General features: G+C 61.1%; 19 protein-coding genes. 9 read left to right on the forward strand and 10 right to left on the reverse strand.

The features are described from left to right. Positions 1-47: 47 nt before the first annotated feature. The 3 genes from DTQ13_RS03725 to DTQ13_RS03735 all read right to left on the reverse strand — a co-directional run bounded on the left by DTQ13_RS03725 (position 48) and on the right by DTQ13_RS03735 (position 4998). A complete protein-coding gene (locus DTQ13_RS03725; protein ID WP_248461145.1) occupies positions 48-1625 on the reverse strand; it encodes a class I adenylate-forming enzyme family protein in 1578 nt (525 codons plus the stop codon). Between the two features lie 39 nt (positions 1626-1664). Further along, positions 1665-2681 (reverse strand): glycosyltransferase, encoded by a 1017-nt coding sequence (locus DTQ13_RS03730; protein WP_248461146.1) that lies wholly within the window; start codon positions 2679-2681, stop codon positions 1665-1667. Between the two features lie 103 nt (positions 2682-2784). Next, complete coding sequence (locus DTQ13_RS03735) at positions 2785-4998, reverse strand: protein-disulfide reductase DsbD domain-containing protein (protein ID WP_349815526.1); 2214 nt, start codon at positions 4996-4998, stop codon at positions 2785-2787. 158 nt (positions 4999-5156) lie between these two features. Here DTQ13_RS03735 and DTQ13_RS03740 point away from each other — a divergent pair, with 158 nt between their 5' ends. Beyond that, a complete protein-coding gene (locus tag DTQ13_RS03740; protein WP_248461147.1) occupies positions 5157-5810 on the forward strand; it encodes an RDD family protein in 654 nt (217 codons plus the stop codon). Between the two features lie 4 nt (positions 5811-5814). On the opposite strand, the gene mdoH is transcribed toward DTQ13_RS03740, so the two are convergent. From mdoH to DTQ13_RS03765, 5 genes are all read right to left on the reverse strand, one after another. After that, a complete protein-coding gene (mdoH, locus tag DTQ13_RS03745; protein ID WP_248461148.1) occupies positions 5815-8124 on the reverse strand; it encodes a glucans biosynthesis glucosyltransferase MdoH in 2310 nt (769 codons plus the stop codon). Then, positions 8121-9236, reverse strand: a complete 1116-nt coding sequence (locus DTQ13_RS03750) for a polysaccharide biosynthesis/export family protein (protein WP_248461149.1) — start codon at positions 9234-9236, stop codon at positions 8121-8123. The genes mdoH and DTQ13_RS03750 overlap by 4 nt, the downstream gene beginning before the upstream one ends. Positions 9237-9271: 35 nt before the next feature. Beyond that, positions 9272-10276 carry a hypothetical protein gene (locus DTQ13_RS03755; protein ID WP_248461150.1) on the reverse strand — a complete coding sequence of 335 codons (1005 nt, stop codon included), beginning with the start codon at positions 10274-10276 and terminating at the stop codon, positions 9272-9274. A 227-nt stretch (positions 10277-10503) separates the two neighbouring features. Next, positions 10504-11784, reverse strand: a complete 1281-nt coding sequence (locus DTQ13_RS03760) for a YncE family protein (protein WP_227449731.1) — start codon at positions 11782-11784, stop codon at positions 10504-10506. Continuing rightward, positions 11781-12569 carry a creatininase family protein gene (locus tag DTQ13_RS03765; protein ID WP_086431643.1) on the reverse strand — a complete coding sequence of 263 codons (789 nt, stop codon included), beginning with the start codon at positions 12567-12569 and terminating at the stop codon, positions 11781-11783. Before DTQ13_RS03765 ends, DTQ13_RS03760 begins: the two co-directional genes overlap by 4 nt. Positions 12570-12801: 232 nt before the next feature. On the opposite strand from DTQ13_RS03765, the gene DTQ13_RS03770 reads away from it, so the two are divergent. Beyond that, positions 12802-13356, forward strand: a complete 555-nt coding sequence (locus DTQ13_RS03770; protein ID WP_227431483.1) for a DUF2721 domain-containing protein — start codon at positions 12802-12804, stop codon at positions 13354-13356. Here DTQ13_RS03770 and pstS read toward each other — a convergent pair. Further along, complete coding sequence (pstS, locus tag DTQ13_RS03775) at positions 13307-14365, reverse strand: phosphate ABC transporter substrate-binding protein PstS (RefSeq protein WP_408868380.1); 1059 nt, start codon at positions 14363-14365, stop codon at positions 13307-13309. The genes DTQ13_RS03770 and pstS overlap by 50 nt on opposite strands. Positions 14366-14654: 289 nt before the next feature. On the opposite strand from pstS, the gene DTQ13_RS03780 reads away from it, so the two are divergent. From DTQ13_RS03780 to DTQ13_RS03810, 7 genes are all read left to right on the forward strand, one after another. After that, positions 14655-16295 (forward strand): hypothetical protein, encoded by a 1641-nt coding sequence (locus tag DTQ13_RS03780; protein ID WP_248461151.1) that lies wholly within the window; start codon positions 14655-14657, stop codon positions 16293-16295. An 88-nt stretch (positions 16296-16383) separates the two neighbouring features. Continuing rightward, complete coding sequence (locus DTQ13_RS03785) at positions 16384-17730, forward strand: UDP-glucose/GDP-mannose dehydrogenase family protein (RefSeq protein WP_193599748.1); 1347 nt, start codon at positions 16384-16386, stop codon at positions 17728-17730. A gap of 153 nt (positions 17731-17883) precedes the next feature. Then, a complete protein-coding gene (locus DTQ13_RS03790; RefSeq protein ID WP_103765648.1) occupies positions 17884-19014 on the forward strand; it encodes a hypothetical protein in 1131 nt (376 codons plus the stop codon). Between the two features lie 25 nt (positions 19015-19039). Continuing rightward, a complete protein-coding gene (locus DTQ13_RS03795) occupies positions 19040-19825 on the forward strand; it encodes an ABC transporter permease (protein ID WP_043559016.1) in 786 nt (261 codons plus the stop codon). Next, a complete protein-coding gene (locus tag DTQ13_RS03800; protein WP_086431645.1) occupies positions 19825-20661 on the forward strand; it encodes an ABC transporter ATP-binding protein in 837 nt (278 codons plus the stop codon). Before DTQ13_RS03795 ends, DTQ13_RS03800 begins: the two co-directional genes overlap by 1 nt. Before the next feature lies 1 nt (position 20662). After that, positions 20663-22069: a DNA repair protein RadA gene (radA, locus tag DTQ13_RS03805; protein WP_043559018.1), complete on the forward strand. Its 1407-nt coding sequence runs from the start codon at positions 20663-20665 to the stop codon at positions 22067-22069. A gap of 83 nt (positions 22070-22152) precedes the next feature. Continuing rightward, the gene (locus tag DTQ13_RS03810; protein WP_081562395.1) at positions 22153-23145 is read left to right on the forward strand and encodes an MIP/aquaporin family protein; all 993 of its coding nucleotides are present in this window, start codon (positions 22153-22155) and stop codon (positions 23143-23145) included. Between the two features lie 33 nt (positions 23146-23178). Here the strand turns inward: DTQ13_RS03810 and DTQ13_RS03815 are convergent, their stop codons facing one another. Further along, the gene (locus DTQ13_RS03815) at positions 23179-23790 is read right to left on the reverse strand and encodes a YigZ family protein (protein ID WP_081563319.1); all 612 of its coding nucleotides are present in this window, start codon (positions 23788-23790) and stop codon (positions 23179-23181) included. Positions 23791-24128 lie beyond the last annotated feature (338 nt).

Consider the following 24128-nt stretch of genomic DNA (forward strand, 5'->3'; position numbering starts at 1 on the left):
TTTCCTGTTCCCGGTTGGTCCAGCAGCTATCCTGCATCATGAAAAGGTCAGGCCTGCCCTCTATGCAGCCCACGCTGGATATAGTCCTTCAGCGTCGCTTCCAGCCTGCGTCTGTCCACGTGGCCCTCCTGTGTGCGTGGGATTTCCGGCACCCAGATCATGACGACCGGCGGCAGTGCAGGGTAACGCTTCCGCAGGCGGGCAGACAGGGCCTGCTCATCAAACGACTCATGAGACACGATGGCCGCATAAAACCGTTCCTGCCCCTGCCCGTCCGTCATCATGAAAACACCCACGTCCCTGATCCGTGTTTCGGAGCGCAGGATGTCTTCCACCACCTCCAGGTCGAACTTGGCGCCACCGGCATTTACCAGCGCATCCATTCGCCCCCGCAGGTGCAACCCACCTCTGGCTGACATGAAGCCCCGGTCTCCCGGGTAAAACCAGCCATCCCGGAAGCGCTGTTCCGCCGCCGGGTTGTCATCCACATAGCCCCGGACAACACCACCGCCACGGATGCGGATCTCACCCACCTCTCCTGCCGGTACCCTGTTGCCCCCGGCATCCACGATCTCGACATCCACCCACGGCAGGGGAGCACCGACATCATCCTCACTCCTGCGCTGATCGGCAGGCATGGCCGCCACCAGGCCGCTTTCATCCGTCCCGTACACGACCTGAACATGCGGCGTGAAACGTTCTGTGGTCTCCTTCAGAAGACTGTCGGACAGCCTGCCCCCCACGATGCTGAGATAGATATGGCTCATGGGACGCCCCTGTGGTGGCAGGGCACGCAGAAGATGCCTGAGATGAACCGGCGTCATGACGATCATGAGGGCAGGCGCCTGCATGACTTCCGTCCCGATATTCTGGGCATCGCTGCTCCGCAGCGTGGTGCCACCTGCAAGGGCGGCCCCCATCATGAGAAACCCGCTCAAGGATTGCGGGCCAACCGTGCAGAGCAGCTGTGGCTTGCCCACCATACGGCTCTGGCCCCTGCCCATGCGGGTAAAATACTCCACCATGTCATGATAGATGATCCGGTGCAGCTGCTCCTCCACCTCACCGAAGCTCAGCTCCAGCAGATGTGGCTCCCGGCCTGTCCCGCTGGCCAGGGCAGCACGGCATGGGGCCGACCGCTCCACAGGGACAGGCGGGTAGTAACAGGACGCATCATCATCCTCCACATTGGCGAGGGCACGGCTGAACCAGTCCTCACCGAGGGCCAGACGCCCCTCACCGGGAAGCAGGCCGCCCGGACCGTGGAGGATGATGAGGTCCGGGCGCAGGGTGGCCAGCTCCTCCTCCGAAACATCCCCATTAGACAGGGAAGCAGATACAAGCCCCAGCCGGCCAAGCGCCAGGGTCAGTGCCCAGTGCCGCCATGTATCGGGGCACTGCACGGCCACACGATGAAGATTGAGGGAGCGCAGCCCCTCCAGCGCATGGGCCAGACGGCTGACCGTTGCCTCCAGCAGGGCATAGGACCGCTTCCGGGACAGGCTGCCAAACGCCACCTCGTCTCCTGTCATCCGGGCATTGTAAGCTACAAAGCGGTCCAGCATCGTCTCACCCTCCCATGCGGCCTGTCGGAAAACCCGCCGCCATCCATGTCTCTCTGACAACCAGAAGACGCCATTGATTAATGAATGTCTTTTATATCGTTAACGAGTGACGAAAACATCCCTGCCGTACAGCTTTTTCCTGCCCCCGGCAGCAGTCTCATCCGCAGAGACATCCATAGACCTGCCGTATCTGCGCACTGACCCTCTCTGGCGCATGCCCGGGCCCGTACACCGCCCCTGTTCCACCATCTTCAGCAGAGCGGAACTGCCGGAAACATATCCCTCCAGCGCCATGGCCAGGGAGTCCACGATGCCTTCCATATCCTCCGGGGAATGCCGGAACCCGTTCTGCGGCGTGGCGTACTCACGCCCACCACCACCATGATACCCCACGACAAGGCAGCCTGCCGCCATGGCCTCCAACGCCGTGATGCCAAGAGCCTCCATCCGTCCCAGAGCAAGACAGACAGCGGACTCACCCATGAGGGCCGCCACCTCCGCCTCACCCCTCTTTTTCAGAGGGATCCACGGAACGTTGGAAACCTGGGGATACTTCAACGACAGCATGTCACGGAACAGGCAGACATAGGCTGGTATCCCTCCCTGATGGGGCCATTTCCACTCAGCACAAAGGATCTGGAGTTTTTTCTGCCGTGGCCTGAACACAGCTCCATCCACCACGGGCGATGTGACAGGAACAGCCTCCAGTCCCAGCACCCGCTGGATCAGATGCGCTGCCTCCATCCCCGGAGCCAGAACCTGCGTCACGCCCCAGTCCCTCAATTTTTCAACTGATGGCCTGTATGTGAAGAAATAATAGGGATTCTGACAGAAGATGATCTTCTTCCCGGCCATGGGCTGGCGGATCATGTCCGCATACCATCCATCCAGCACTTCGGGAAAAACGACCATATCCTCTTCTGCAAGATCCTTCACATCCCTGCAGACCAGCGGCAGCATCTCCTGCCCCAACCATGACGGCAAGCCTTCGGACTGCAGGACCTGCGCCTGAAATCCCGCCTGACGGAGCAGGAAAGCGTGGCGGTAGACTGTCTTGATGCCGCCAGAAACGAGATCCCGTGGGAAGCAGTTCAGAAAAATGATTCGCCCCGCCACCAGTCAATCTCCCAGCCCACCACTGCACCCTGCCCACTCCGGGTAGAGAATGACTGTAATATTTACAATTTACTAATTAAAAGTAAATATCATACCTCTGGAATCATTCCTCCTTTCCACGCTTCCCGGCAGGTGAAAGCACATCCAATACAAGGCCGGGTGTAAGAATCTGTGGCAACACCTGCTCCGCTCCCCCAGAAGGATAATACAGGTATAGCGGTACCCCATCACGATCATGGGCCCTAAGAAACGCCGTGATCCGCTCGTCCCGGCGGGTCCAGTCGCCCCGCAGGATGGTCACGCCATGCTGCCGGAATGCCTGCCGGACAGACGGAACATCCAGCGCCACGTGCTCATTGACCATGCAGGTCACACACCAGGAGGCTGTCATGTCCACAAAAACTGGCTGCCCTGCGGCCCTCAGAGCAGCCAGACGCTCTGCCGAAAACGGTTCAATGGTAGGGCCATCCTGTCCCTGTATCGCTGCTCCGGTCTTTCCGGTGGCTGCGACGGGAGAGCCAGACTCATCATCCATCACCACACTGCGCCCCAGCCCGGCAAGACAGACCAGCAGGCACAGCAAGGCAAGCAGGCGGCAGCCCAGCACGAAACGGGGTGCCTGCCCCAGCATGGCCCGCTGCTGCGCCAGCCCGTACAGCCAGCTCCCCAGCCCCAGAAGCACGGCCCCTCCGGCCATCAGCAGTACTGCATCTCCCCCACGCTGAAGCACCGCCACCCAGAGCAGCCACACGCAACTGGCCAGCAAAGGAAAAGCCAGCAGCTGTTTCAGACGTTCCATCCAGCCACCGGGACGTGGCAGACGCTGGGCCAGTCCCGGCACAAGTGCCAGCACGCCATAAGGTGCTGCCAGCCCCAGCCCCATGGAGAGAAAGATCAGCAGGCCAGACCAGATCGGCCCACCCAGTGCTACAGCAATGGCGACCCCCATGAAAGGTGCCGTACAGGGCGTGGCCACGATCACCGCCAACAGGCCCGCCAGAAGATCACTGGCCGGACCATGCCCTGCGGCCATCTGCCCGGCCCGCCCGGCCAGGCGCCCCCCCGTTATCTGGAACACACCCAGCAGATTGAGCGCCATGACAAACAGCAGCCAGCCAACCCCCACAACAAAAGCGGAAGACTGGAACTGGAACCCCCACCCCACGGAAGAGCCTCCATAACGCAGGGCCATCATCAGGGCACCAAGAAGGGCAAAGCAGCCCATGATGCCCAGAGTGTAAAAGGCTGCACTCCGCCAGCGTGTCCGCCAGCCAGCTCCCCCCATATGGGCAAAGGAGAGGATCTTCATGGCCAGCACGGGAAACACGCAAGGCATGAGATTGAGAATGACACCCCCCAGAAAAGCCGAGAGCAGGCTGCTCCAGACGGGCCGTTCCCTGTTCCCGGTGGCAGCCACGACGGGAACAGCCGGACTGGCGCCAGACACTGGAACCGCCGTTACCTGAAGGGCCGACCGGCTGCCAGCAGCATCCACCAGCACGACAACACCAGCCAACGGTTTCTGCCAGAAAGGCGGATGAGCGTAGGAATCCGGCTTCAGTGTCAAAGCCAGCTGCCCGGTCTGGACAGACAGGGGCTGCGGCGCATTCTGGGCGATCACGCCGCCCTCCTGTGGCAGAAACCAGGCCTGCCGCACCGTATCGGGCGAAAGGCCAGCTCCATGCAGGGTCAGCAGACCATCGGGGCCAAGACGGGCCTCAAAGGGGGAAGGCTGGGGCATGGCCGCATCGGCCCGACGGAACAGGGCTGCCTCGGCAGCATCCGGCACAACATCCGAGGCAACAGCAGGCAATGCAAGGGAAAAGACGCCTTTTTCGGGCACGCAGACATCCGCACAGACCAGCCAGTCTGCACGGGCCGTGACCTGCACCGCACCTGCCCCCCGCCCCTGGAGGGGAACCCGCACAGGCAGCAGCACATCCCCCTGGTAGGCATAGGCCATCAACCCGCCCTCTGGAATGCGCTCCGGCACGGGCCATGCGACCGTGTCCGTCCCGCCGGACCGGTTGCCACTCACCATGACATGGACATGCGGCGCCTCACCGGCATCACCGGGATTCTGCCAGTATGTGTGCCAGCCGGGCTTCAGCTGGAGCCTCAGCCCGACCCGCAGCGTGCCCCCGTCAGCCTGACTCTCCTCCTGCCCAACAGCATCCACCGCACTGACAAGGGTAGCCGTTGTATGGCTGGTCACGACCGGTGTGCTCTCCGCCGCCCAAACAGGAGAGGCCAGAAAGACCATCCCGCTCACCATGGCAAACACAGCCATCATCATCCTGCCAATATGCCGCGCCATCCGCTTACCCTCCCTTTCATGATTGCCAGACAGCCCCGGAACCTGTCCCCGTACCCCGGGCAGGCAGCACTGGCCCATAGCATTGGCCCATATCCGTCTTAAAGACATAATTGCTGTCTACCGTCCCCAGTTCACTCTTGCACAGACCATGATAGGCCATGACCACACATCCCGCCCCATCCGACCATCCCAAAGCAGGCCCGTGGAACCGCCTGATAGCCCGCAGCATTGATCTGGACATCTACGGAAGCCTTCTCATGCTGCCAATCTATGGTTCCATCCACCAGCTGGAAGACATATTTCCCACATTGCAGAAAATCGGCAGTGCATCCTTCAGCCCCATGATGCCACGCTGGGATACCCTCATCGCCAGCCTGCTGCTCATCTTTCCCCTCTCCATGGTGCTGGATGCCCTTGTCTGCGCCTGGTTCGGCAATACGCTGGGCAAGCGCCTCCTCGGCATCAAACCCTACCGTACCAATGGCCGCCCCCTCGATCTTTCCACCTGCCTGAAACGCAACTATCTCATCTATGTTGCCGCCTATATGGGGGGCATGGATGTCCTGTCACCGCTGGCAGGCCTCATCCATTACATACGCTACAGACGCACCGGAACGACTTTCTGGGACGAAGAAATGGGCACGGTCGTCCGCTCCCTGAAAAGTAGCGTCGCCCGCACGGTCACAATCACCATCCTGTGGTTTCTGGTCTCAATCCCGCTCACCATGGTTGGAAACCTGCTCTTCCCGTCCATTCTGAACAACATCAGCACCGTGACGCCCACATCCCTGCAGAAACCGGCCACTCCCTGAAAGACTACAGGCCATAATAGCCCTGGGCCTGGAAATGGGCTTTCACCAGCGCCACGAAACACGCCCGTTCATTCAGGGCAAGCAGCAGGCTGCGCCTGTCCAGCTCATGCCCGGCCCTGATGGCTGGCAGAAGCCTTTCCGCCACGGCCCGCCGATGACGGATCTGCCGATAATGGGACACATAGAACAGGGGACTCTCCAAGGCATGGCGAAGGATGGCACCATCCGCTGGTGGAAAGCAGCTCCCAAGCCACACGAGAGCTGCCTTCAGGCAGCGGATGACAGCGGGTTCCGACTCTTCTTCCGGGATGAGGAACCACCTGCAGCGATTGACCAGTGCTGATGTCCGGCTGGTCAGGTATGCTGTGAAAGGCGCCAGAACGAGACCGGCAATCACCGGCAGAAACCAGACCAGTAGCGCCTCCCCTGACAGAACTCCCCCTGAAAGATGATCCAGCAGGGTAGCGCCGTAAGCAAACTGCTTCTCCAGCACCTGCACCAGCCCCCAGGCCCCCGCCAGACCAAGGGCAGAACACCATCCGTAATCCTGCAGGCAACTCCGGAATGTCAGTGGGGCATCATCTCTCTGCTGCCCTGCCCAGCGGATGGATGACCGCCTGAAACAGGCCAGCAGGAACTTCACGATGAAGCACATGAGAACCGGATTGAGCAGAAAGGCAAACAGCATCTCCAGCAGGAAACTGAGCAATAATCTGCCACGACCACCATACTGCCTGGCCACAGGACGCCGCATGGCAACGGCCAGGGCAATCAGCCTTGGCGACAGCAGGAAGATCATGGCCAGCACGAACAGTCCGGCAAAGGCCAGCCTCACACTCTCCAGCTCCCCCGTTCCCTCTGCCCCCATGCCCGCCTCCAGATGGGCCAGCGTATAAACGGATGACACCATGAACAGAACACTGAGCGGCGCCATGAAATAGGCCAGTGCCCCCATCAGCAGGGTTTCCCTGTGCACCCCCTGAACCCTGTCTGCCGACAGAAAGCGGACATTCTGGAAATTGCCCTGCATCCATCTGTTCTCACGGGCCAGAAAGCCCGAAAGATTGGCCGGGAGCTCCTCATAACTGCCCCTGACATCCGCAAGAAACCAGACTTCATGGCCTGCCCGCCCCATCATGGCGGCCTCGGCAGTATCATGTGAGAGCGGCCTGCCGCCCCATGGCCTTTCCCCCGGAAAATCCGGCAACAGGCAATGCTTGATGAAGGCATCCGTCCGTATGATGGCATTGTGCCCGATATAGCTGCCATGCCCCATGGAAAGAGCCTCCACCGCCTGGGGAAAGACAGCTCCCTGGAGGTGGCTGCTGAACTGCATGAGCCGCCCGAAAAAGGATTGCCGCAGGACAGGCAGCGGGCTGGTCTGGATGATGCCGACATGCGGGTTGCCTGCCATCATTTCCAGACACTGATGGACACAGGCCCCCGACACAATGGAATCAGCATCCATCACGTAGAAACAGGCATAATCCCGTCCCCACCGGCGAAGAAAGTCCGTGATGTTGCCCAGTTTGGCATTGGCGTTATGTGCCCTGCGCCGGTACCGGACTGTCACACCCGGATAACGCTGCCTCAAATGATAGAGGGTGGCCTGTTCGGTCAGGACATGTCGTACGTCCGTACTGTCCGACAGCAGATACAGGTCATAATGGTGGAGCTTCTCTGGCACATCCTGGCTGAGTGTCTCGATCAGGGATGCCATGCCCGCCCCGACCCGGTGCATCTCCTCATGATGGACGGGGTACAGAATGGCACAGCGCTCTTCCGGCCCCGGCTCCCTGGCCCTGTGTGCCGGATGGCAAGGATTCCCCGCCGCACCCCGGCGGGCCAGCCGGTAACCGACAACCATCTTCACGAAGGCATATGTCGCAAGAAAGGTGAACAGCAGATACAGGGCCGCATAAAGGCATGGCAGGATTTCATGGTCGTCCAGATCGGGAAACAAGGTCCCACTGGCCAGGCTGAACATGAAACCGGCCACCAGCAGGGAGACAAGCAGCATTTTCCGCCGCCGTCGGGCCATGATTCTTACCCAACCCGGCTGTCTCTGCCCCCCTTTGGGACATGCCTGCCAGACCAGCTGGCGGATGATCTTCTTCCAGTCCGTATCAAACCGCATGATCTGGAGAGGCAGCCGTCTGAATCCATCGCCCGATGCACCGCCATCAGTTTCCTCCCGCTCCAGAAACCGGTTGAGGGTCTCGAATGACGTGACCTCCCCATCCACGCCTCCCAGAATGTCCCTGTAGGGAGAAAAATCAAACGGTATCGCCCCTTCTTCCTCCTGCCCGTTCATCGGGCAATGGAGGCCAGAACCCCCGCCTGAAGCATGAGGGAAAAAACCTTGAAATAAGACACCCATGATGACTCGGCGACATAGACGACATCACCATCCTCCAGCAGGAAACTCTGTGCGACAAACAGGCCGTAGGTCCGGTCAAAACGGATTTTCAACAGATGAGGCGTGTCATGATCCCGTCGCAGCACGAAAATGGCCCGACTGGAGGCGGCGTCCCGTTGCAGGCCGCCTGATATGGCCAGAATGTCCGCCAGTGTCGGACATGTTCCGAAAGAATAGATACCCGGCCGTGATGCTCCCCCACCCAGAACCGGAATCCTGATGGAGGCCTCCTTCTTCACGATCACCCGGTCATGTGGGGCCAGATGAATGTCATTCACCAGCCCATCATCCAGCGGCAGGGCTCCAACCACCTGCCCATGTCTGACAACAGACACCACAGTTTCAGGCCGAACAGACACAGGCTGCCCATCACTGGGCCCTCCGGCGGGCACAGGCGGGCCTCCCCCCATGGCTTCCGCCAGAACATGGGCCAACATCAGCCCGCCAGGCTGCCACCGCACCTCCCCGGGTGTCTTCACTTCACCCAGTAAAAGTACGGAATCAGCTTCCCACCGGCCATCCGGTGCTTCCTCCTGCACGATGACTGACGGATGGCTGAACACACGCTGTGCCGCATAAAGGCGGGACAGCTTCTGCTGGATGCTGGCATAGGTCAGGGACACCACCCGGACAGCCCCCACATAAGGCAGGGTGACCATGCCATCCCGCAATACGGGAAAATGCCCCAGCTTCATGATGGCTGGCGTGTCTCCCCCTCCAGCAAACGAAAGAATGGACACGCTGAGATCATCCCCCACATGGATGACTGGATCCCGGGTGCTGTGCCCCGCATCAATGGCCCATATGGCCTGCCGGACCCGCAGCTTTTCTGCCTCCCGCATCTGCCCGGCCATGATCGTGGCCTCTCTCAGGGTAATGTCCTGCATCACAAGGCCAGAAAAAAGCCGCCTGCTGTCCTGCCTCTGGGGCTGGGCTGTCAGCTCCTTCACGCCTGGGCCGCCACTGGGCAGGTCACACCCTGCCAGAACCGGCACCAGCAGGGCCATGAACGCCAGAGAACAGAAAAACGGGCCCCTCATCATCAAGCCAGAGCAACATACAGGACCAGCCCTGCGACCAGCGCAATGGCGCTACTCCACCAGAAGGCCGGTCTGAGAGGCGTGTCCTCCACAACAGGCCCGCTGACGGTTTTCAGGAAGTAATGCCCCATGATGGCATTTGTCCTGACAGTCTCACAGGCGGCCATTTCGGCATCCAGAATACTGGAAAGGGACCTGACCTCACGAATCAGACGATCATTTTCCAGGATGACATGCCGTGGTGTCACGCTCCGTTGGCGCAGAACCTCCTGCTCGCCCTCATAGGCCATCACCTCCCTGTGCATGGCTTGTGCGGCATGGTCCACATCCTCCTGAAGGGCCGCCTGCCTGCCCTTCAGGGCTGCCTGGTCCTCCATCAGCCGGAACTGCGTCTTCAACACCGTATCGTAAAAGCCGCTGCCCTCATAAATGCCGGAAGACAGGATATTGTCGGCAATCACCTGCTCATCATGAGCCATGACCTGCCTGATCCTGTTGATGGAGGCCTCATGCTCATGCAGCAACAGATCATCCGGCTCGACATTCAGGTGAGCCAGCCGGGCCCGGGCATCGCCAAGTATCTGCCCTGTCAGACGTTCGGCGAGAGCCGCAGAAGGGGCCCGGAGGGTAAATTGTACGAGGCCATTCTTCTTCCCGACATCAATATCCACGATGTAACGGTCATAATAGCGGTAGAGAGCATGATCATCGTGCGAAAACAGCGACAGAACACCCCCGAAACTCTGGACGGGATCTGTGAAATCATACGCCTCTGCAAGATTCACGTTCGCCCTGAGGGCCCTGAATTCCTCATAGGACAGCACGAAAGCCTGGAAGAGATAATTCCCCTCATTCCGGCCATCCGGACCTGTAAAAACTCCCCCGCCACTCCCCCTGCTATCGGGCTTCTCCACGACAAGGACGGTCTGTGTTCTGTAAAGAACTGGCGAGAGGAACGCATAATAGGCCAGCGTTACCAGCAGGGGAACCAGCAGGAGAAAACGCACGGCACTTCCTTTCGTTTCCGTCAGGAAAACACAATCATGCAGACCATCTGTCGGGATGAGCATCCCATAATGACTGGACGCAATGCGTCCCTTCTTATTTTAACAATACATTAACTTTACAGAAACCATTTTCTCCTCCCCCTCCGCAGCCAGACACAAAAAAAGGAGGCCAAAGCCTCCTTTTCCTGAAAAAGCTCCATGAGAGGGAGTAACCCCTGTCTGGTTTCTCAGCGCATGATGCCCGTATGGCCAATGCTGTAGCGACCCGGCTGGGGCCAGACTGTCAGACCATGCGGTTCTGCCCCGACAGGAATCTGTTTCATGGCACCGCTTTCCGTATCAATGGCATAGACGACATCATCAAAACGGCCGGAGAGCCAGAGTGTTCTGCCATCCGCACTGACATTGCCCATGTCCGGGCTGCCACCACCGGGAATGGGCCAGGTCTTCAACACCTTGTCCGTTGCCATATCCACGACGGACACACTGCCCTTGCTGTGGCGTGGCCCATGCACCATGTGGGACCCACGGTTGGCAACATAAAGCAGCTTTGCATCACGGCTCGGATACAGCCCATGCGTCCCCAGCCCCGTGGGAATGAAACCCGTCTCCCTGAAGCTGTCGCCATCAATGATGAACACGCCATCAGCATGCATGTCGGCCACATAGAATTTATGCCCATCCGGTGCGGCGAGAACATCCTGCGGCATCCCCCCCTTGGAGAGTTTCAGCATCCCCAGAAGGGTACGGTTGACCGTATCCACCTTGGCCAGATAGCGCCCGAATTCGCAGGTGAAGATCGCATAACGCCCATCTGCCGAGAAGGCAGCATGATTGATGCCCTCACAGAGCGGAGCCTCGACAGACCCTTTCAGCACCATGCTGTGCGGATCACGGAAATCCAGACGGCGATGGGCTTCTGCCACAACGATGGCATTCTGCCCGTCCGGTGTGAAATACATATTGTAGGGGTCATCCACGGCAATGGCCTTGCCGGGCTTGCCTGTCAGCGGGTCGATCGGTGTCAGGGAGCCATCCGTGTGGCCCTCGCTGTTGTTGGTCACCCACAGGGTCCGCAGGTCCCATGAGGGGACGACGTGCTGGGGGGACCGCCCCACCGGGAACGTATCCACGACCTTGTAGGTCTTCGGGTCGATCACGGAGACACTGTTGCCACGCAGGTTGGGCACATAGATCCGCTCCAGATCATGCGCCACGACGGGGGACAGTTTGTCCGGGCCGCTGGCTTCACTGTAAATGTTGTGAATGTCCGGCACGGGCGGCATGCCCGGAATGGTCTGTACGACCAGCGCCTGCTCCGTCACGGCACCAGATGGTGCAGGTGGTGCCTTTGCCGTGGCGGATGGATCACCATCCGGAAAAGGCTTTGGCGAATCGGCAGCAATCGGTTCATCCTGCGGGTCAGGATGGTTGGCTGTCTGCTGGGCCTGCGCTGCCCCCGCAGCCAGTAATGCCCCCATTGCCAGAAACGAAATTTTGAGCCTCATGGGTGTCTCCTGTTGAAAGACGAAATGGCCTCAACGGCGGCCTGCACCTGCATGGCTGTGCCGACCCGGCCAAGTTCAGCCGTTGCCTGCCGCGGGTCACCACCATAGACACCATCGGCAGAATCCGGTTTTCCAGCCTGCCTCAGAAGCCCCTCCCGCACAAGGGACGGATCCACGGCCAACATGAGGGATGTATCGCTTATGTCGGCATGTTTCCCCAAAGCCACACCATGGCCCTGTCGGCGCAGGTAATCTGCGTACTGTCCGGCCACGACATCATAATAGGCTCCGACATACAGCACCCTTGCCGCCCCTTCACCAGCCCAGCGCCTGTTCAGCCTCTGTGCCAGAGCAGCCAGCTGGGCCTGATAACCACCATGGTCCCCCAGCAGCACAATGGTGGTGAAGCCCTGCGCCCTCAGGCTTTCCGCCGCTCCTTCCACCAGCCCGGCAAAAACGGCTGGTGGAATGGAGAGTGTCCCGGCAAACCGCATGTGGCCTGTGCGGGGCCGGGTCGAGCCTTCCGGCACATAGGCCAGCACGGGGGCCACCAGGGTTTGCCCTACCCTGCGGGCAATCCTGTCCGCCAGAACACGGGCCCGCACATCATGCTTGCCCACTGCCATGTAAGGCCCGCTCTGCTCCGTACCACCAACCGGGATAATGACCGTTCTGGTCCCGGCTTTAAGGCCGGCGTCAATCTCCGTCCAGCTCTGGCAGGCCAGCTCCACCTGCCGGACCGCAGGCGGACAGGCCGGAGACACCCCCTCCGGCTCTTCTGCCATGGCCGGAGCCACCAGCCCGGCCAGGCAGGCCAGCAGGACCAGCGGTCGCAACCGGGGCCAGCACGGATACCCGGCCACCACCTTCACAGTTCTGTTGCTCATCCAGCGCCCCTTGTGCATTATCACCCCACCCCCATGGCCCCGGTGTTCCGGATACGGGTCCTGCACAGGCCCATAGCCTGAGCGGACTTCATCCGGCATACTGTCCCGGCGTACAACCACCAGAACCGTCATGACCGTGCCCCTGCTGAACACCCTGCCCTTTCTTACCCAGATGAACAATATCGACGACGCCGCCCACATCATCCAGATGGCCCTGACCCCCGTCTTCATGCTCTCCGGCATCGGCACGCTGATCAACATCTTCAATACAAGGCTGGCCCGTGTCTCGGACCATCTGGACAATGTCAACCGTCTGCTGGCCGCCCCTCCTTCCGAACAGGACCACCAGTACAGCTACGACACGCCGCAACGGCTGAAAACCCGCCAGAAACGCCTGACACGCCGCATTGTCGTGCTGGACCTTGCCATTATCCTCAACGGGCTGGGCGGGGCCATGACCTGCGGTGCGGCCATCGCCCTCTTTGTCGGCTCACTGGGAGATGCCACGACATCACTCTGGCTGCTGGCCCTCTTCGGCACTGCACTGGGCTGCACCGTGGCAGCCCTGCTGGCCTTTCTGGCCGATACGCTCCTCAGCTGGCATGGCCTGCGGCATGAAGGGCAGGTCTCCCTGCTTACTTCCCTGCTGCGCTCGAAGGCCAGCCACGCAAAACGGCATCACTGACCGAGCTTGGCAGCCCCACATAGCCCAGCCGGGCATTGATCTTTGCCCCATGGGCAAACCCCCAGCTGAAGAAGCGCTTCACACCCTGCCCCTCGGGCCGGTCCACGGCATCTTCCGGCACCAGAACATAGGTGGCTGACACGATGGGCCAACTCTCCGCCCCGGGCTGGTCCAGCAGATTGACGGCAAAATGGTCCTCCGCTTTCCATTCCGCTGCGGAGGCAGCGTCAATGAAGCCCTTCAGGGATGGCAGCACGAACCGCCCATCATGATTCTTCATCTGCACGATGCCCAGATGGTTCTGTGCGGCGTAGGCATATTCCACATAGCCGATGCTCCCTTCCGTCTGACGGACAAGGGCGGCAATGCCGTCATTGCCCCGTGCTCCAGCACCGCCAGCCCACTCCACAAGGGTCCCTGCGCCGATACGGGCCTCCCACTCCGGTGATGTCCGGGAAAGGTAGGATGTGAACACATAGGTCGTCCCGGCACCATCGGCCCGATGCACGGCCACAACTCCCATATCCGGCAACGTCACCCCGGGATTGAGAGCCTGGATGCGGGGGTCGTCCCAATCCGTGATGCGACCATCATACAGGGCCGCCAGTGTCGGACCGTCCAGCCGCAATGCCCCGGCGGGAACACCGGGCAGATTGACCACCAGCACCACACCACTCATGACGGTCGGAAACTGGTAGAGGTGCGTCTCTGCCAGACGGTTCGGGCTCATCGGCTTGTCGGATGCTCCAAAATCCACCGTACGTTCCACGACCTGATCCTGCCCGGCGCTGGAACCGACCGTCTGATAATTGACCTGAAGCCCTGCCTGTTCTCCCGCCGGAACGCTCCAGCTCTGATAGATGGGGGCAGCAAAGCTGGACCCTGCGCCCGTTATCTCCACATCCTCCGCACGGGCCACCCCGGCCAGGGCTGACGAAATGGACAGCACCAGCATGAAGGCCCTGCCGCAGTTCTTCCAGCGGAGAAGACGTTTATCTGTCGGACGCATAAATCCCTCGGCACACGCAATGATCACCTGTCTGCCGTTATAGCTTCGCCGACGCTTCAGACAATAAAAATATACCACAAGACAAAGAAAAGTCTTTTTTGACACAAAAAAATGAGTAAATAGACATGAAGGCATGTGATGACTGCGGGAGATTTTCGTGAAACTGACAAAAAAATGTAATATAAATCCCTTTCATTACAGTTTTATGACAGTAATATTTCTGTCATACAGTGCATCACACTTCGCATCATCTGCCCATGCCGCCGGCACCAATGATGCAATTGCCCTGATGGAAAAACAGATACACGCCATGCAGGCCCAGCTCGAAGCCATGAAGCAGAAACAGGCTGCCGAGAATCGGCGTGTCCGTGCTGAACTGGCCCGCCAGAGAGAACTGATTGAGGCCGACCCTTATGCCCCCCGGGAAAGGCTGCTTGGCTCGGCAGCCGCGGCGGGGCATCTGGCGTCCTCCCGGACCAGGCATGACGATGTATTCGGCCTTGGTGACAATGCCATCCTGACCCCTTCCCGCACGGCCAGTACCCCCTATGGCGAGCTGACAGCCATTCCACCCGCCCATCCAGACCTTTACAGCCCGCTGCGCCGGGGGCAGCTCCAGATTGGCGGTATCCGCCTGACTCTGGGGGGATATCTGGAGGCCGCAGGCGTCTGGCGCTCCCGCAACAGTGCTGCCGATATTGCCAGTGCCTATAACGGCATTCCCTGGCATAACCAGCCTGCCTCCCACATGAGCGAATTCCACCAGACAGAGCGGCAGAGCCGGCTGGCCCTGCTGGCAGAAGGGATGCTGACCCGGAAACTGGTAGCCGATGCCTATGTGGAGACGGATTTCCAGGGTTCCGGCTCATCATCCAACTCCCGCCAGTCAAACTCCTACGTCCTGCGTGCCCGTGTCGTTTATGGTGAACTGAAGAACCACGAAGATGGCTGGTACCTGCTGGGTGGACAGAGCTGGTCTCTCATCACGCTCTACAACAAGGGCCTGCTGGCCCGTGACGAACAGACCCCCATGGTCATCGAGGCCCAATACGTCCCCGGCTTCAACTGGACACGCAACGCCCAGTTCCGTGCTGTCAAAACCTTCGGCAAGGAGGAACGTTACGCTGCCGGCCTGTCCATCGAAAACCCCAGTGCCATCCCGGCTGGTGTATCTCCCTGCTCCAACGCTGCCAGACACTGCACCACGACCGACCGGCTGACCGGCACGAACGTCAACAACCCTTCCACCTACTACACGACCGACCCGGCACCGGACCTCATCGCCAAGATCGCTGCCGACCCCGGCTGGGGCCATTACGAACTTACTGGCGTCATGCGCTTCTTCCGGGACCGGACCAGCACGCTGGGAGGAGGAAGCAACCATACCCGCATCGCCGGTGGAGGCGGGGGCGGCATGGTCCTGCCCCTCATCAACAGGAAACTGTATTTCCAGGCCTCCGGCCTTGTCGGCACGGGCCTAGGCCGCTACGGCACGTCCAACATGCCGGATTATACCTACGGGCGTAACGGTGCCGTCACGCCTCTGCCGGAAGCCAGCCTGCTGCTCGGCCTCTATGGCAACCCTCTCAAGACCCTGAAACTCTATTCCTATGCCGGGGCAGAAACTGTCCTCAGCCGCCGTTCCTTTGATGAAGATGGCAGCCATTACGGCTATGGCAACCGTGGTTTCGACATGCGGGGCTGCTTTACAGAACTCGCCACCAACTGTGCTGCCTCCGGCAACATCCGCACAGTGGCGCAGGCAACCGGGGGTTTCTGGTACACGGCCGCCAAGGGTGATTATGGCACCCTGCTGGTGGGGGGGCAGTATTCCCACACCCATGTGCAGGCCTTCTCCGGCGTAGGGGGCAAACCCAAAAGCGACGCTGACATGGTCCTGATGTCCCTCCGCTACCAGCCCTTCAATTGAGGAGTAATGTGTTTCCCCTAGCCAGCACCGCCTGCACCTGACAGAAACAGAATGATCGTTCCATTCTTTCCAGCCCGAAGGAGACCCCATGCACATCACCATGATTGGCGGCGGTTACGTCGGGCTGGTATCAGGGGCCTGCCTGGCGGCCTTCGGGGCGAATGTAACTGTCATCGAGCATGATCCTGCACGGCTGGACCGCCTGAAAACCGGAACCATGCCCATCTATGAACCCGGGCTTGAAGAGCTGGTTGCCGCACAGCGGCAGGCGGGACGGCTGGCCTTTTCTGGTGATCTGGCCACCGCCCTCCAGAAAAGCCGGGCCGTCTTCATCGCTGTGGGAACACCCACCCGCCGGGGCAGCGGCCATGCTGACCTGAGTTACGTCCATGCCGCCGCACGGGCCATTGCCACCCATGCCCCTGACGGCCTGCTGATCGTCACGAAATCCACCGTCCCGGTCGGGACAGGGCGGCAGGTCGCCGCCATCGTGCGGCAGGCCCGGCCCGACCTGACCTTTCACATCGCCTCCAATCCCGAATTCCTGCGGGAAGGCCACGCCATTGCCGACTTCATGCAGCCGGACCGCGTCATCATCGGGCTGGAAGAACAGCTGGGGGCCCCCTCCACCGCCCGCACCCTGCTGGAAACACTTTACGCCCCCCTGTCCGGGCCAGAGGGCCGTCTGCTCTTCATGGGGCTGGAAAGTGCGGAACTGACAAAATACGCCGCCAATGCCTTCCTCGCCATGAAGGTCACTTTCGCCAATGAAATGGCCGATCTCTGCGAAGCCACAGGCGGCCAGATTGCCGACGTAACCCGTGGCATGGGGATGGACCCCCGCATCGGCCCCCATTTTCTCACACCCGGGCCAGGCTATGGTGGCTCCTGCTTCCCCAAGGATACGCAGGCTCTGGCAACCTCCGCACGACAGGCCGGAACCCCCACGCAGCTCATCGAAACCACCATCGCAGCCAATGAGGCCCGCAAACGCCGCCTTGCCGAGCGCATCCTTGCTCTGGCCGGGGGTGACATCACACGCTGTACCATCGCCGTACTGGGGCTCACCTTCAAGGCCCATACGGACGACATGCGGCAGGCCCCAGCCCTGACCATCCTCCCCCTGCTGCACGAGGCCGGTGCCACGCTGCGGGCCCATGACCCGCAGGGCATGGAGACAGCCTGCACCCTGCTGCCAAAAGGCATCACCTACACCGCCACCCCTCTTCAGGCCGCCGAGGGGGCTGACATGCTGCTGGTCCTGACAGAATGGCCCACCTTTGCCGCTCTCACCCCGGACCAGCTCGCCCCCCGGATGCGTGGCAGGCTCGTGCTGGACTACCGGCAGATATGGCGGAAAGATGAATGGCTGGAAGCCGGCTTCCATTATCACTGTCTGGGCAGCGCCCCCCTGCCGCCACATACCTGCCCATAAAGCGGGCTATCCTCATGCGGTCAGGCTGCCTATAATGGTAGCCATCAATGACGGAATCATGAACGGGGGCAGGCTGACAGGGCCTGCGCCCTGTCCATTTCCGCAGGCGGTACAATCCTGCCATCTCTTGTAGCCGGGAGTTCCTGAGTGAACATGCGTAACGTCCAGACCTGTCTTTCCCTGTTGCTCGGGCGCGGCATGTGCCTTGGTGCCATGCTGGGTGGAACCCTGATGGCCAGCAGCGCTCTGGCAGCCGATGTGCGCACTCCCCTCCATGCAGACGAGCTGGACCTCAGCGTGCCCTGTGCGCAGGTCCATATCCGGGCTGATGCCGCCCTGAAAGACAGCGTGGTGGTCGAAGAGGCTACCGGCCTCACCCCGGATATCCAGACAACCCGGGACGGGACGGAAAGCCATATCCGCCTCGCCCTGCACAACTGCCCAAAGGGCGGACGGCTGACCCTGCACCTCTCCAGCGACACGGCGCTGACATTGCATGACAGCCCACAGGCCCACATCACCATCAGTGGCACACTCACCACGCTGGAAAGCAATCTGGATGATGCATCCCTTCAGGTGGACCGTGTGGAATCGCTGGACATGTCCATCTCCGGCACGACACAGGCCCACATCCACCAGCTGAACCGTGCAGCACAGCTCAATGCCACAGGGGGGAGCCACCTTGAGGTGGATACCGCCCTTCTCTCCGCCTTTTCGGCCCAGATGTCCGACAGCAGCCATCTTTCCATTACCGAAGGGCAGATTGACAGCCTGACACTGAATGCCTCCCAGCAGGCAGATGCCTCCATCATGGCCACGGTCAACAATGCCAGCATCACCACCAGCGATGCTGCCAGCGTCACGCTCAGCAAGGTGACAGGCACCGTGCAGGATGGGGGAACAAAGCACATCACCCACGCCAGCCCGCCAGAGGCCACCCCGGCAAAACAGGCCGCAGGACCGGCACCTGCCGCCCAGCCCCCCCAGCCGGATGGCCAGGCACAGGGGCTGAACAATCCTGCCGTTCCCCATGTACCGAAGCAGGCTGCCGGAACATCCACCCCTCCTGCTGGAACAGCAGCCGGACAGACGGCGGGGACACCCGTCCGGCCCGCAGTGCCCGCTGTTGCGCCCCCCGCCACACCGGCAGCAACACCCCCTGCGTCCAGCCCCGTTCCACAGGCCCCCACCCCCGCACCACCGGCATCAGCTACATCCCAGCCTGCCCCACAGGCGCCGCAGGCAGGCACCCCGGCAGGGCCGCAGAACACACCATCGCGGTGACCGGCAGAGAACAAAGGCAGACCGTGTGAGAGCTCTATCCCTTCCCTTCATCTTTCTTGGCCGTGGCATACTGGGAGGCCTGCACCATGCCGGGGCCCTCAGCCTGTTCGCCCTGCGGGGGCTGGGAGGCATTTTCCGCCTGCCCGTTTACGGGCAGGTCATTCTGTCCTGCCTGGTCGAGATCGGCTTTCTCTCGCTACCTGTCGTGGCCCTGACAGCCATATTTTCCGGTGCTGTCATCGCTTTGCAGTCCTATAGCGGCTTCAGCCAGTACCATGCCCAGAATGCCGTTGGTGGCATCGTGGTCATGTCCATCACGAAAGAGCTGGGGCCAGTTCTGGCAGGCCTCATGGTGGCTGGCCGCATCGGGGCAGCCATTGCGGCACAGATCGGCTCCATGAGGGTCACAGACCAGATTGACGCCCTGAACACACTGGCAACCGATCCAATCAAATATCTCGTCACGCCCCGCCTGGTGGCAGGTATCCTGGCCCTGCCGTTCCTCGTCCTGATCGCCGACATCCTGGGCGTTGCCGGGGGCTTCATCGTTGCAGTGGGGAAGCTTGGCTTCAGCCCCGCACTCTACATTCATGCCACCCATGCCTCCCTGCACAGCCATGACGTACTGGTCGGACTGCTGAAGGCGGCTGTCTTTGGATTTCTCATCACCCTGCTGGGCTGTTACGAAGGCTACAACAGCCGGGGTGGAGCCGAGGGTGTCGGCCGGGCGGCGACAGCAACCGTCGTCGCCTCCTCCATCCTGATTCTCGCCTTTGACTACCTGCTGACGGATCTCTTCTTTACCGCATGATGACGTCTTCCTCCTCTTCCCAGACGGCAGCACCGTCTGGCCAGCCCCGCCTCCGCATCCGTGGCCTGAGAAAATCCTTCGGAGACCGGACAATCCTCAACGGGATTGATCTGGATGTGCCAGCCGGGAAATCCACAGTCATCATCGGAGGATCCGGCAACGGAAAATCCCTGCTGTTACGCTGCATCCTGGGATTGATCGAGCCTGATGAAGGCACCATCGAGATTGATGGCGAGAACATCATCGGTGCCTCGCGCAGCCGACGTGGAACCCTGCTGAAACGGATCGGAATGCTGTTCCAGAATGCTGCGCTGTTTGACAGCATGAGCGTGATGGACAACGTCCTTTTCGGTCTCACTGCCAAGAGCCATGGCCGGCGCCGTGATCGGGCCACGCAGGAGAAGGAAGCCCTGCGCCTGCTGGAACAGGTCGGGCTGGGACCGCATGTGGCTCCGCTCAACCCGGCGGAGCTCTCCGGCGGCATGCAGAAACGTGTCGGACTGGCCCGTGCCCTGGCCGGACAACCGGACATCCTCTTCTTCGATGAACCCACGACCGGGCTGGACCCCATCATGTCCGCCGTAATCGATGGTCTCATCAGCAGCTGCGTCACCCAGCGGGGGGCCACGGCGCTGACCATCACCCATGACATGACCTCCGTCACCCGCATCGGCGACCATGCCGCCATGCTCTACGGGGGGAAGATCATCTGGCAGGGACCGGCCAATACGCTGATGCACAGTGGCAATCCGATTGTCGATCAGTTCACCCACGGGCGGCTGGACGGCCCGATCCCCACCAGTGGCATGACGGCCAACCCTGCGGAAAAACGCTGACATGGCCCGGAAACCTGCCAGCCTGTTCGTCTGCCAGAACTGCCAGGCCCAATACCCCAAATGGACAGGCCGCTGCGAACAGTGCGGCGAGTGGAACACTCTGGAGGAAGAAACCAGAACCGCCACCCCCAGCCGTAGCGCCACCACACGAAAAGGTGCGGGCCTGAAAACGACACGGCTGGATGGCAAGGCCACCCCTCCGGCCCGGCTGGACACGAACATGGCGGAGCTGAACCGGGTGCTGGGCAGCGGGCTTGTGCCCGGCTCGGTCGTGCTGGTGGGCGGAGACCCGGGCATCGGCAAATCCACCCTCATGCTCCAGATGACCTGCGCTCTCGCCAGAGCGCAGCACAATGTCCTCTATGTCTCCGGGGAAGAGGCCATCGACCAGATCCGCCTGCGGGCACGGCGGCTGGAACTGGACCGTGACCCCAAGGCGCTGGACCAGCTGGAGCTGGCCGCCTCCATCAATGTCAATGACATCACGGCCTCGCTGGAAGAAAGACGGGCTTTTCAGGTCGTCGTCATCGACTCCATCCAGACCATGTGGCTGGAAGGCGTGGCCAGTGCCCCCGGCTCGGTCTCGCAGGTCCGCAGCTGTGCCTTCGAGCTGATCCGTCTGGCCAAGACACTGGGGTTTGTCCTCATTCTCATCGGCCATGTCACGAAAGAAGGAGCCCTTGCCGGCCCCCGTGTGCTGGAACATATGGTCGATGCCGTGCTGTATTTTGAAGGTGACCGGGGCCATCAATTCCGCATTCTCCGGGCAGCCAAGAACCGTTTCGGAGCCACGGACGAGATCGGCGTCTTCGCCATGACCGATACCGGCCTGCGGGAAGTACCCAACCCTTCCGCCCTGTTTCTGGCCGAACGGCATGGCAATATTGCCGGTTCTGCCGTTTTTGCCGGGCTGGAGGGAACACGCCCCATCCTGCTGGAGGTGCAGGTCCTGCTTTCTGCCAAAAGTGGTGATGGAGCCGCCCGCCGTGCCGTACTGGGCTGGGACAGCTCCCGACTGAACATGGTTCTGGCCGTGCTGGAGGCGCGCTGCGGACTGAAACTAGGCAGCCTGGATGTCCACCTCAACATCACCGGCGGGCTGAAGGTCACCGAACCGGCTGCCGACCTTGCCGTAGCCGCAGCCCTGATCTCCGCCGCCACGGGCCAGCCCACTGCCCCTGATGAAGCCTATTTTGGCGAGATCGGTCTTTCCGGAGAAGTCCGGCAGGTCAGCCAGACAGGCATCAGGCTGAAAGAAATTGCCAAGCTGGGCTTCCGGCAGGCAGTCATCCCCCGCCATGTAGGCACCGCCAACGCCCGCCCCAAAGCCCCTCACGCCCTCACCATTGCTGAAACGGGACATCTGAGCGACCTCGTCCGCCGCTTTTCCCCAGCTGGAAAAGATTAAATCATCTTTATTGTCTTGACCGGCCCGCCAGCAATTCTGAAACATGATGGGTAGTTCCTCCATCTGTTCACAAGAGAGGCCGCATGACCATCTCTTCTCCCCCTCCGCAGCCGGACGATAAAAAGCGTTTTGCCGCCCACCACGTCCGCTTTCCCCATATCCACCTGCCTCATATCCGGTTTTCCCACCGGGAACTGGTGGACCGCCCCTTGGCTGGCAAACCTCACCCTGACCAGCCCCTCCACTGGAAACTGTATGCCATGGAGGCCATCGCCACGGCCATCATGCTGACCATCGGCATCAGCACGACCACCATCCTGGCGTCAGACCGGTCCCCCTTTGCGGCCATGCTGGCCCCGCATCCCATCATCCGCTCTGTCCTGATCGGCCTGTTCTTCGGGCTGGCAGGGACAGTCGCCACACTGTCCCCCTTCGGCAAGGTCAGCGGTGCACATCTCAACCCCTCCGTGACGCTGGCCTTCTTCCTGACGAAGAAAATCCGTTGGCCAGATGCGCTGGGTTATCTCGGGGCACAACTTGTCGGGGCCTTCAGCGGGACACTCATTTCCTGCCTGGGGATCAGCCTGCTGCTGCCTTTCTGGCAGCCCATGGTCAGCCAGATCAATTATGCCGGAACATTCCCTTCCAGCAATTACGGCCTCGGCCTTGCCGCCCTGATGGAAGCCATCGCCACGGCGGGACTGATCATGATCATCTATTTCACGGCCTCACGCCCGAAATTGCAGCATCTGACGACATGGATCTGCGCCTTCTATTTTGCCGTCACCAACCCGTTGATTGCCGGGTTCTCCGGCAACAGCACGAATTTCATGCGGACACTGGCCCCCGATACACTGGCCCATAACCTGCATGGTGTGTGGATCTATCTTGTCGGCCCCTTCATTGGCTCTGCACTGGCACTCCAGCTTGCCCGCATGCTCTTCTCCATGCATGGGCTGAAAGAGGCCCGGATCGTCAATTTCGGCCATCACGGGCGTGTTCCCCGCTACACGGCACCTGAAGCCACCGGCCCCTCACCGGAAGAGCTCAAACGGCAGGACAGAAAGAAAAACTGACAGAAACGGGAGCGAAAGCAGAAGCCCCGTCTCTTACCCTTCCGGCTCCCCGTCCAGCACCCGGACGGGTTCCTGCCCCCGTGTCAGGTCCCGCAACCAGGCCTCCACGGCCATGCGCTCCTGCACGGGGACAGCCAGCTCCATCGTGGCACCAGCCGCTCCAAAATCGCAGCGCCGTGTTTCCACATTCCAGCCCGGCAGTTTGGCTTCCACCTCAGCAAAAACGGGAAAGGGGCAATGAAAGCCAAGGCGGACACGCTCCACCCGCTCGATCCTGGCGGCCTCCCGCAGGCAGGCCGCTGCCGCACCGCCATAGGCCCGGACCAGACCACCGGCCCCCAGCTTGATGCCCCCAAACCAGCGGGTCACGACCACCATGACCCCGTCAAAGTCCTGCCCTTCTATGGCTGAAAGAATCGGACGGCCCGCCGTACCGGATGGCTCGCCATCGTCACTGACACGATACCGCCCTCCCACACGGAAGGCCCAGCAGTTATGGGTGGCATCCGGCACGGCCACCTCTGCCAGAAAGGCCATCGCTCCTGCCTCGTCCTCCACAGGGGCGGCCAGAGTCCGGAACACGCTATGGCGGATGATGCTTTCATGCTCGGCAATGCCGTCCAATGTCCAGGTCATGCCGCCCATTCTGCCGCAGAATACTCCTGCTGTCAGCCAGAAAGCCTGCACGGGCACAAGAACACCACCACGGACCGGGCAGCCATGAGCCCTCCCCTTCATTCCCTCGCCACCTCATGCAGGGGATAGAAAAAAGCCCCCCTTCAGGCTAGTAATTCCTGTGCGCATGGTATCCGCAGGGATGGTCCCTCCGCCCCGAATGGCCAGAAAACGCCATCCGTCATGCGTCCCGGCAGGGGCCTCCCGGCTGCCCTGCCAGGTTCCTTCCGGTCCGGCCGAGACGCCTTCTGGCCCCGGCCTTTCTGTTATATGCAGGGTGCCTGCACGGTCACAAAGAGGTCAGATTT

Source organism: Parasaccharibacter sp. TMW 2.1888 (assembly GCF_023167265.1).
In the GTDB taxonomy this organism is placed as follows: Bacteria; Pseudomonadota; Alphaproteobacteria; order Acetobacterales; family Acetobacteraceae; genus Bombella; species Bombella apis.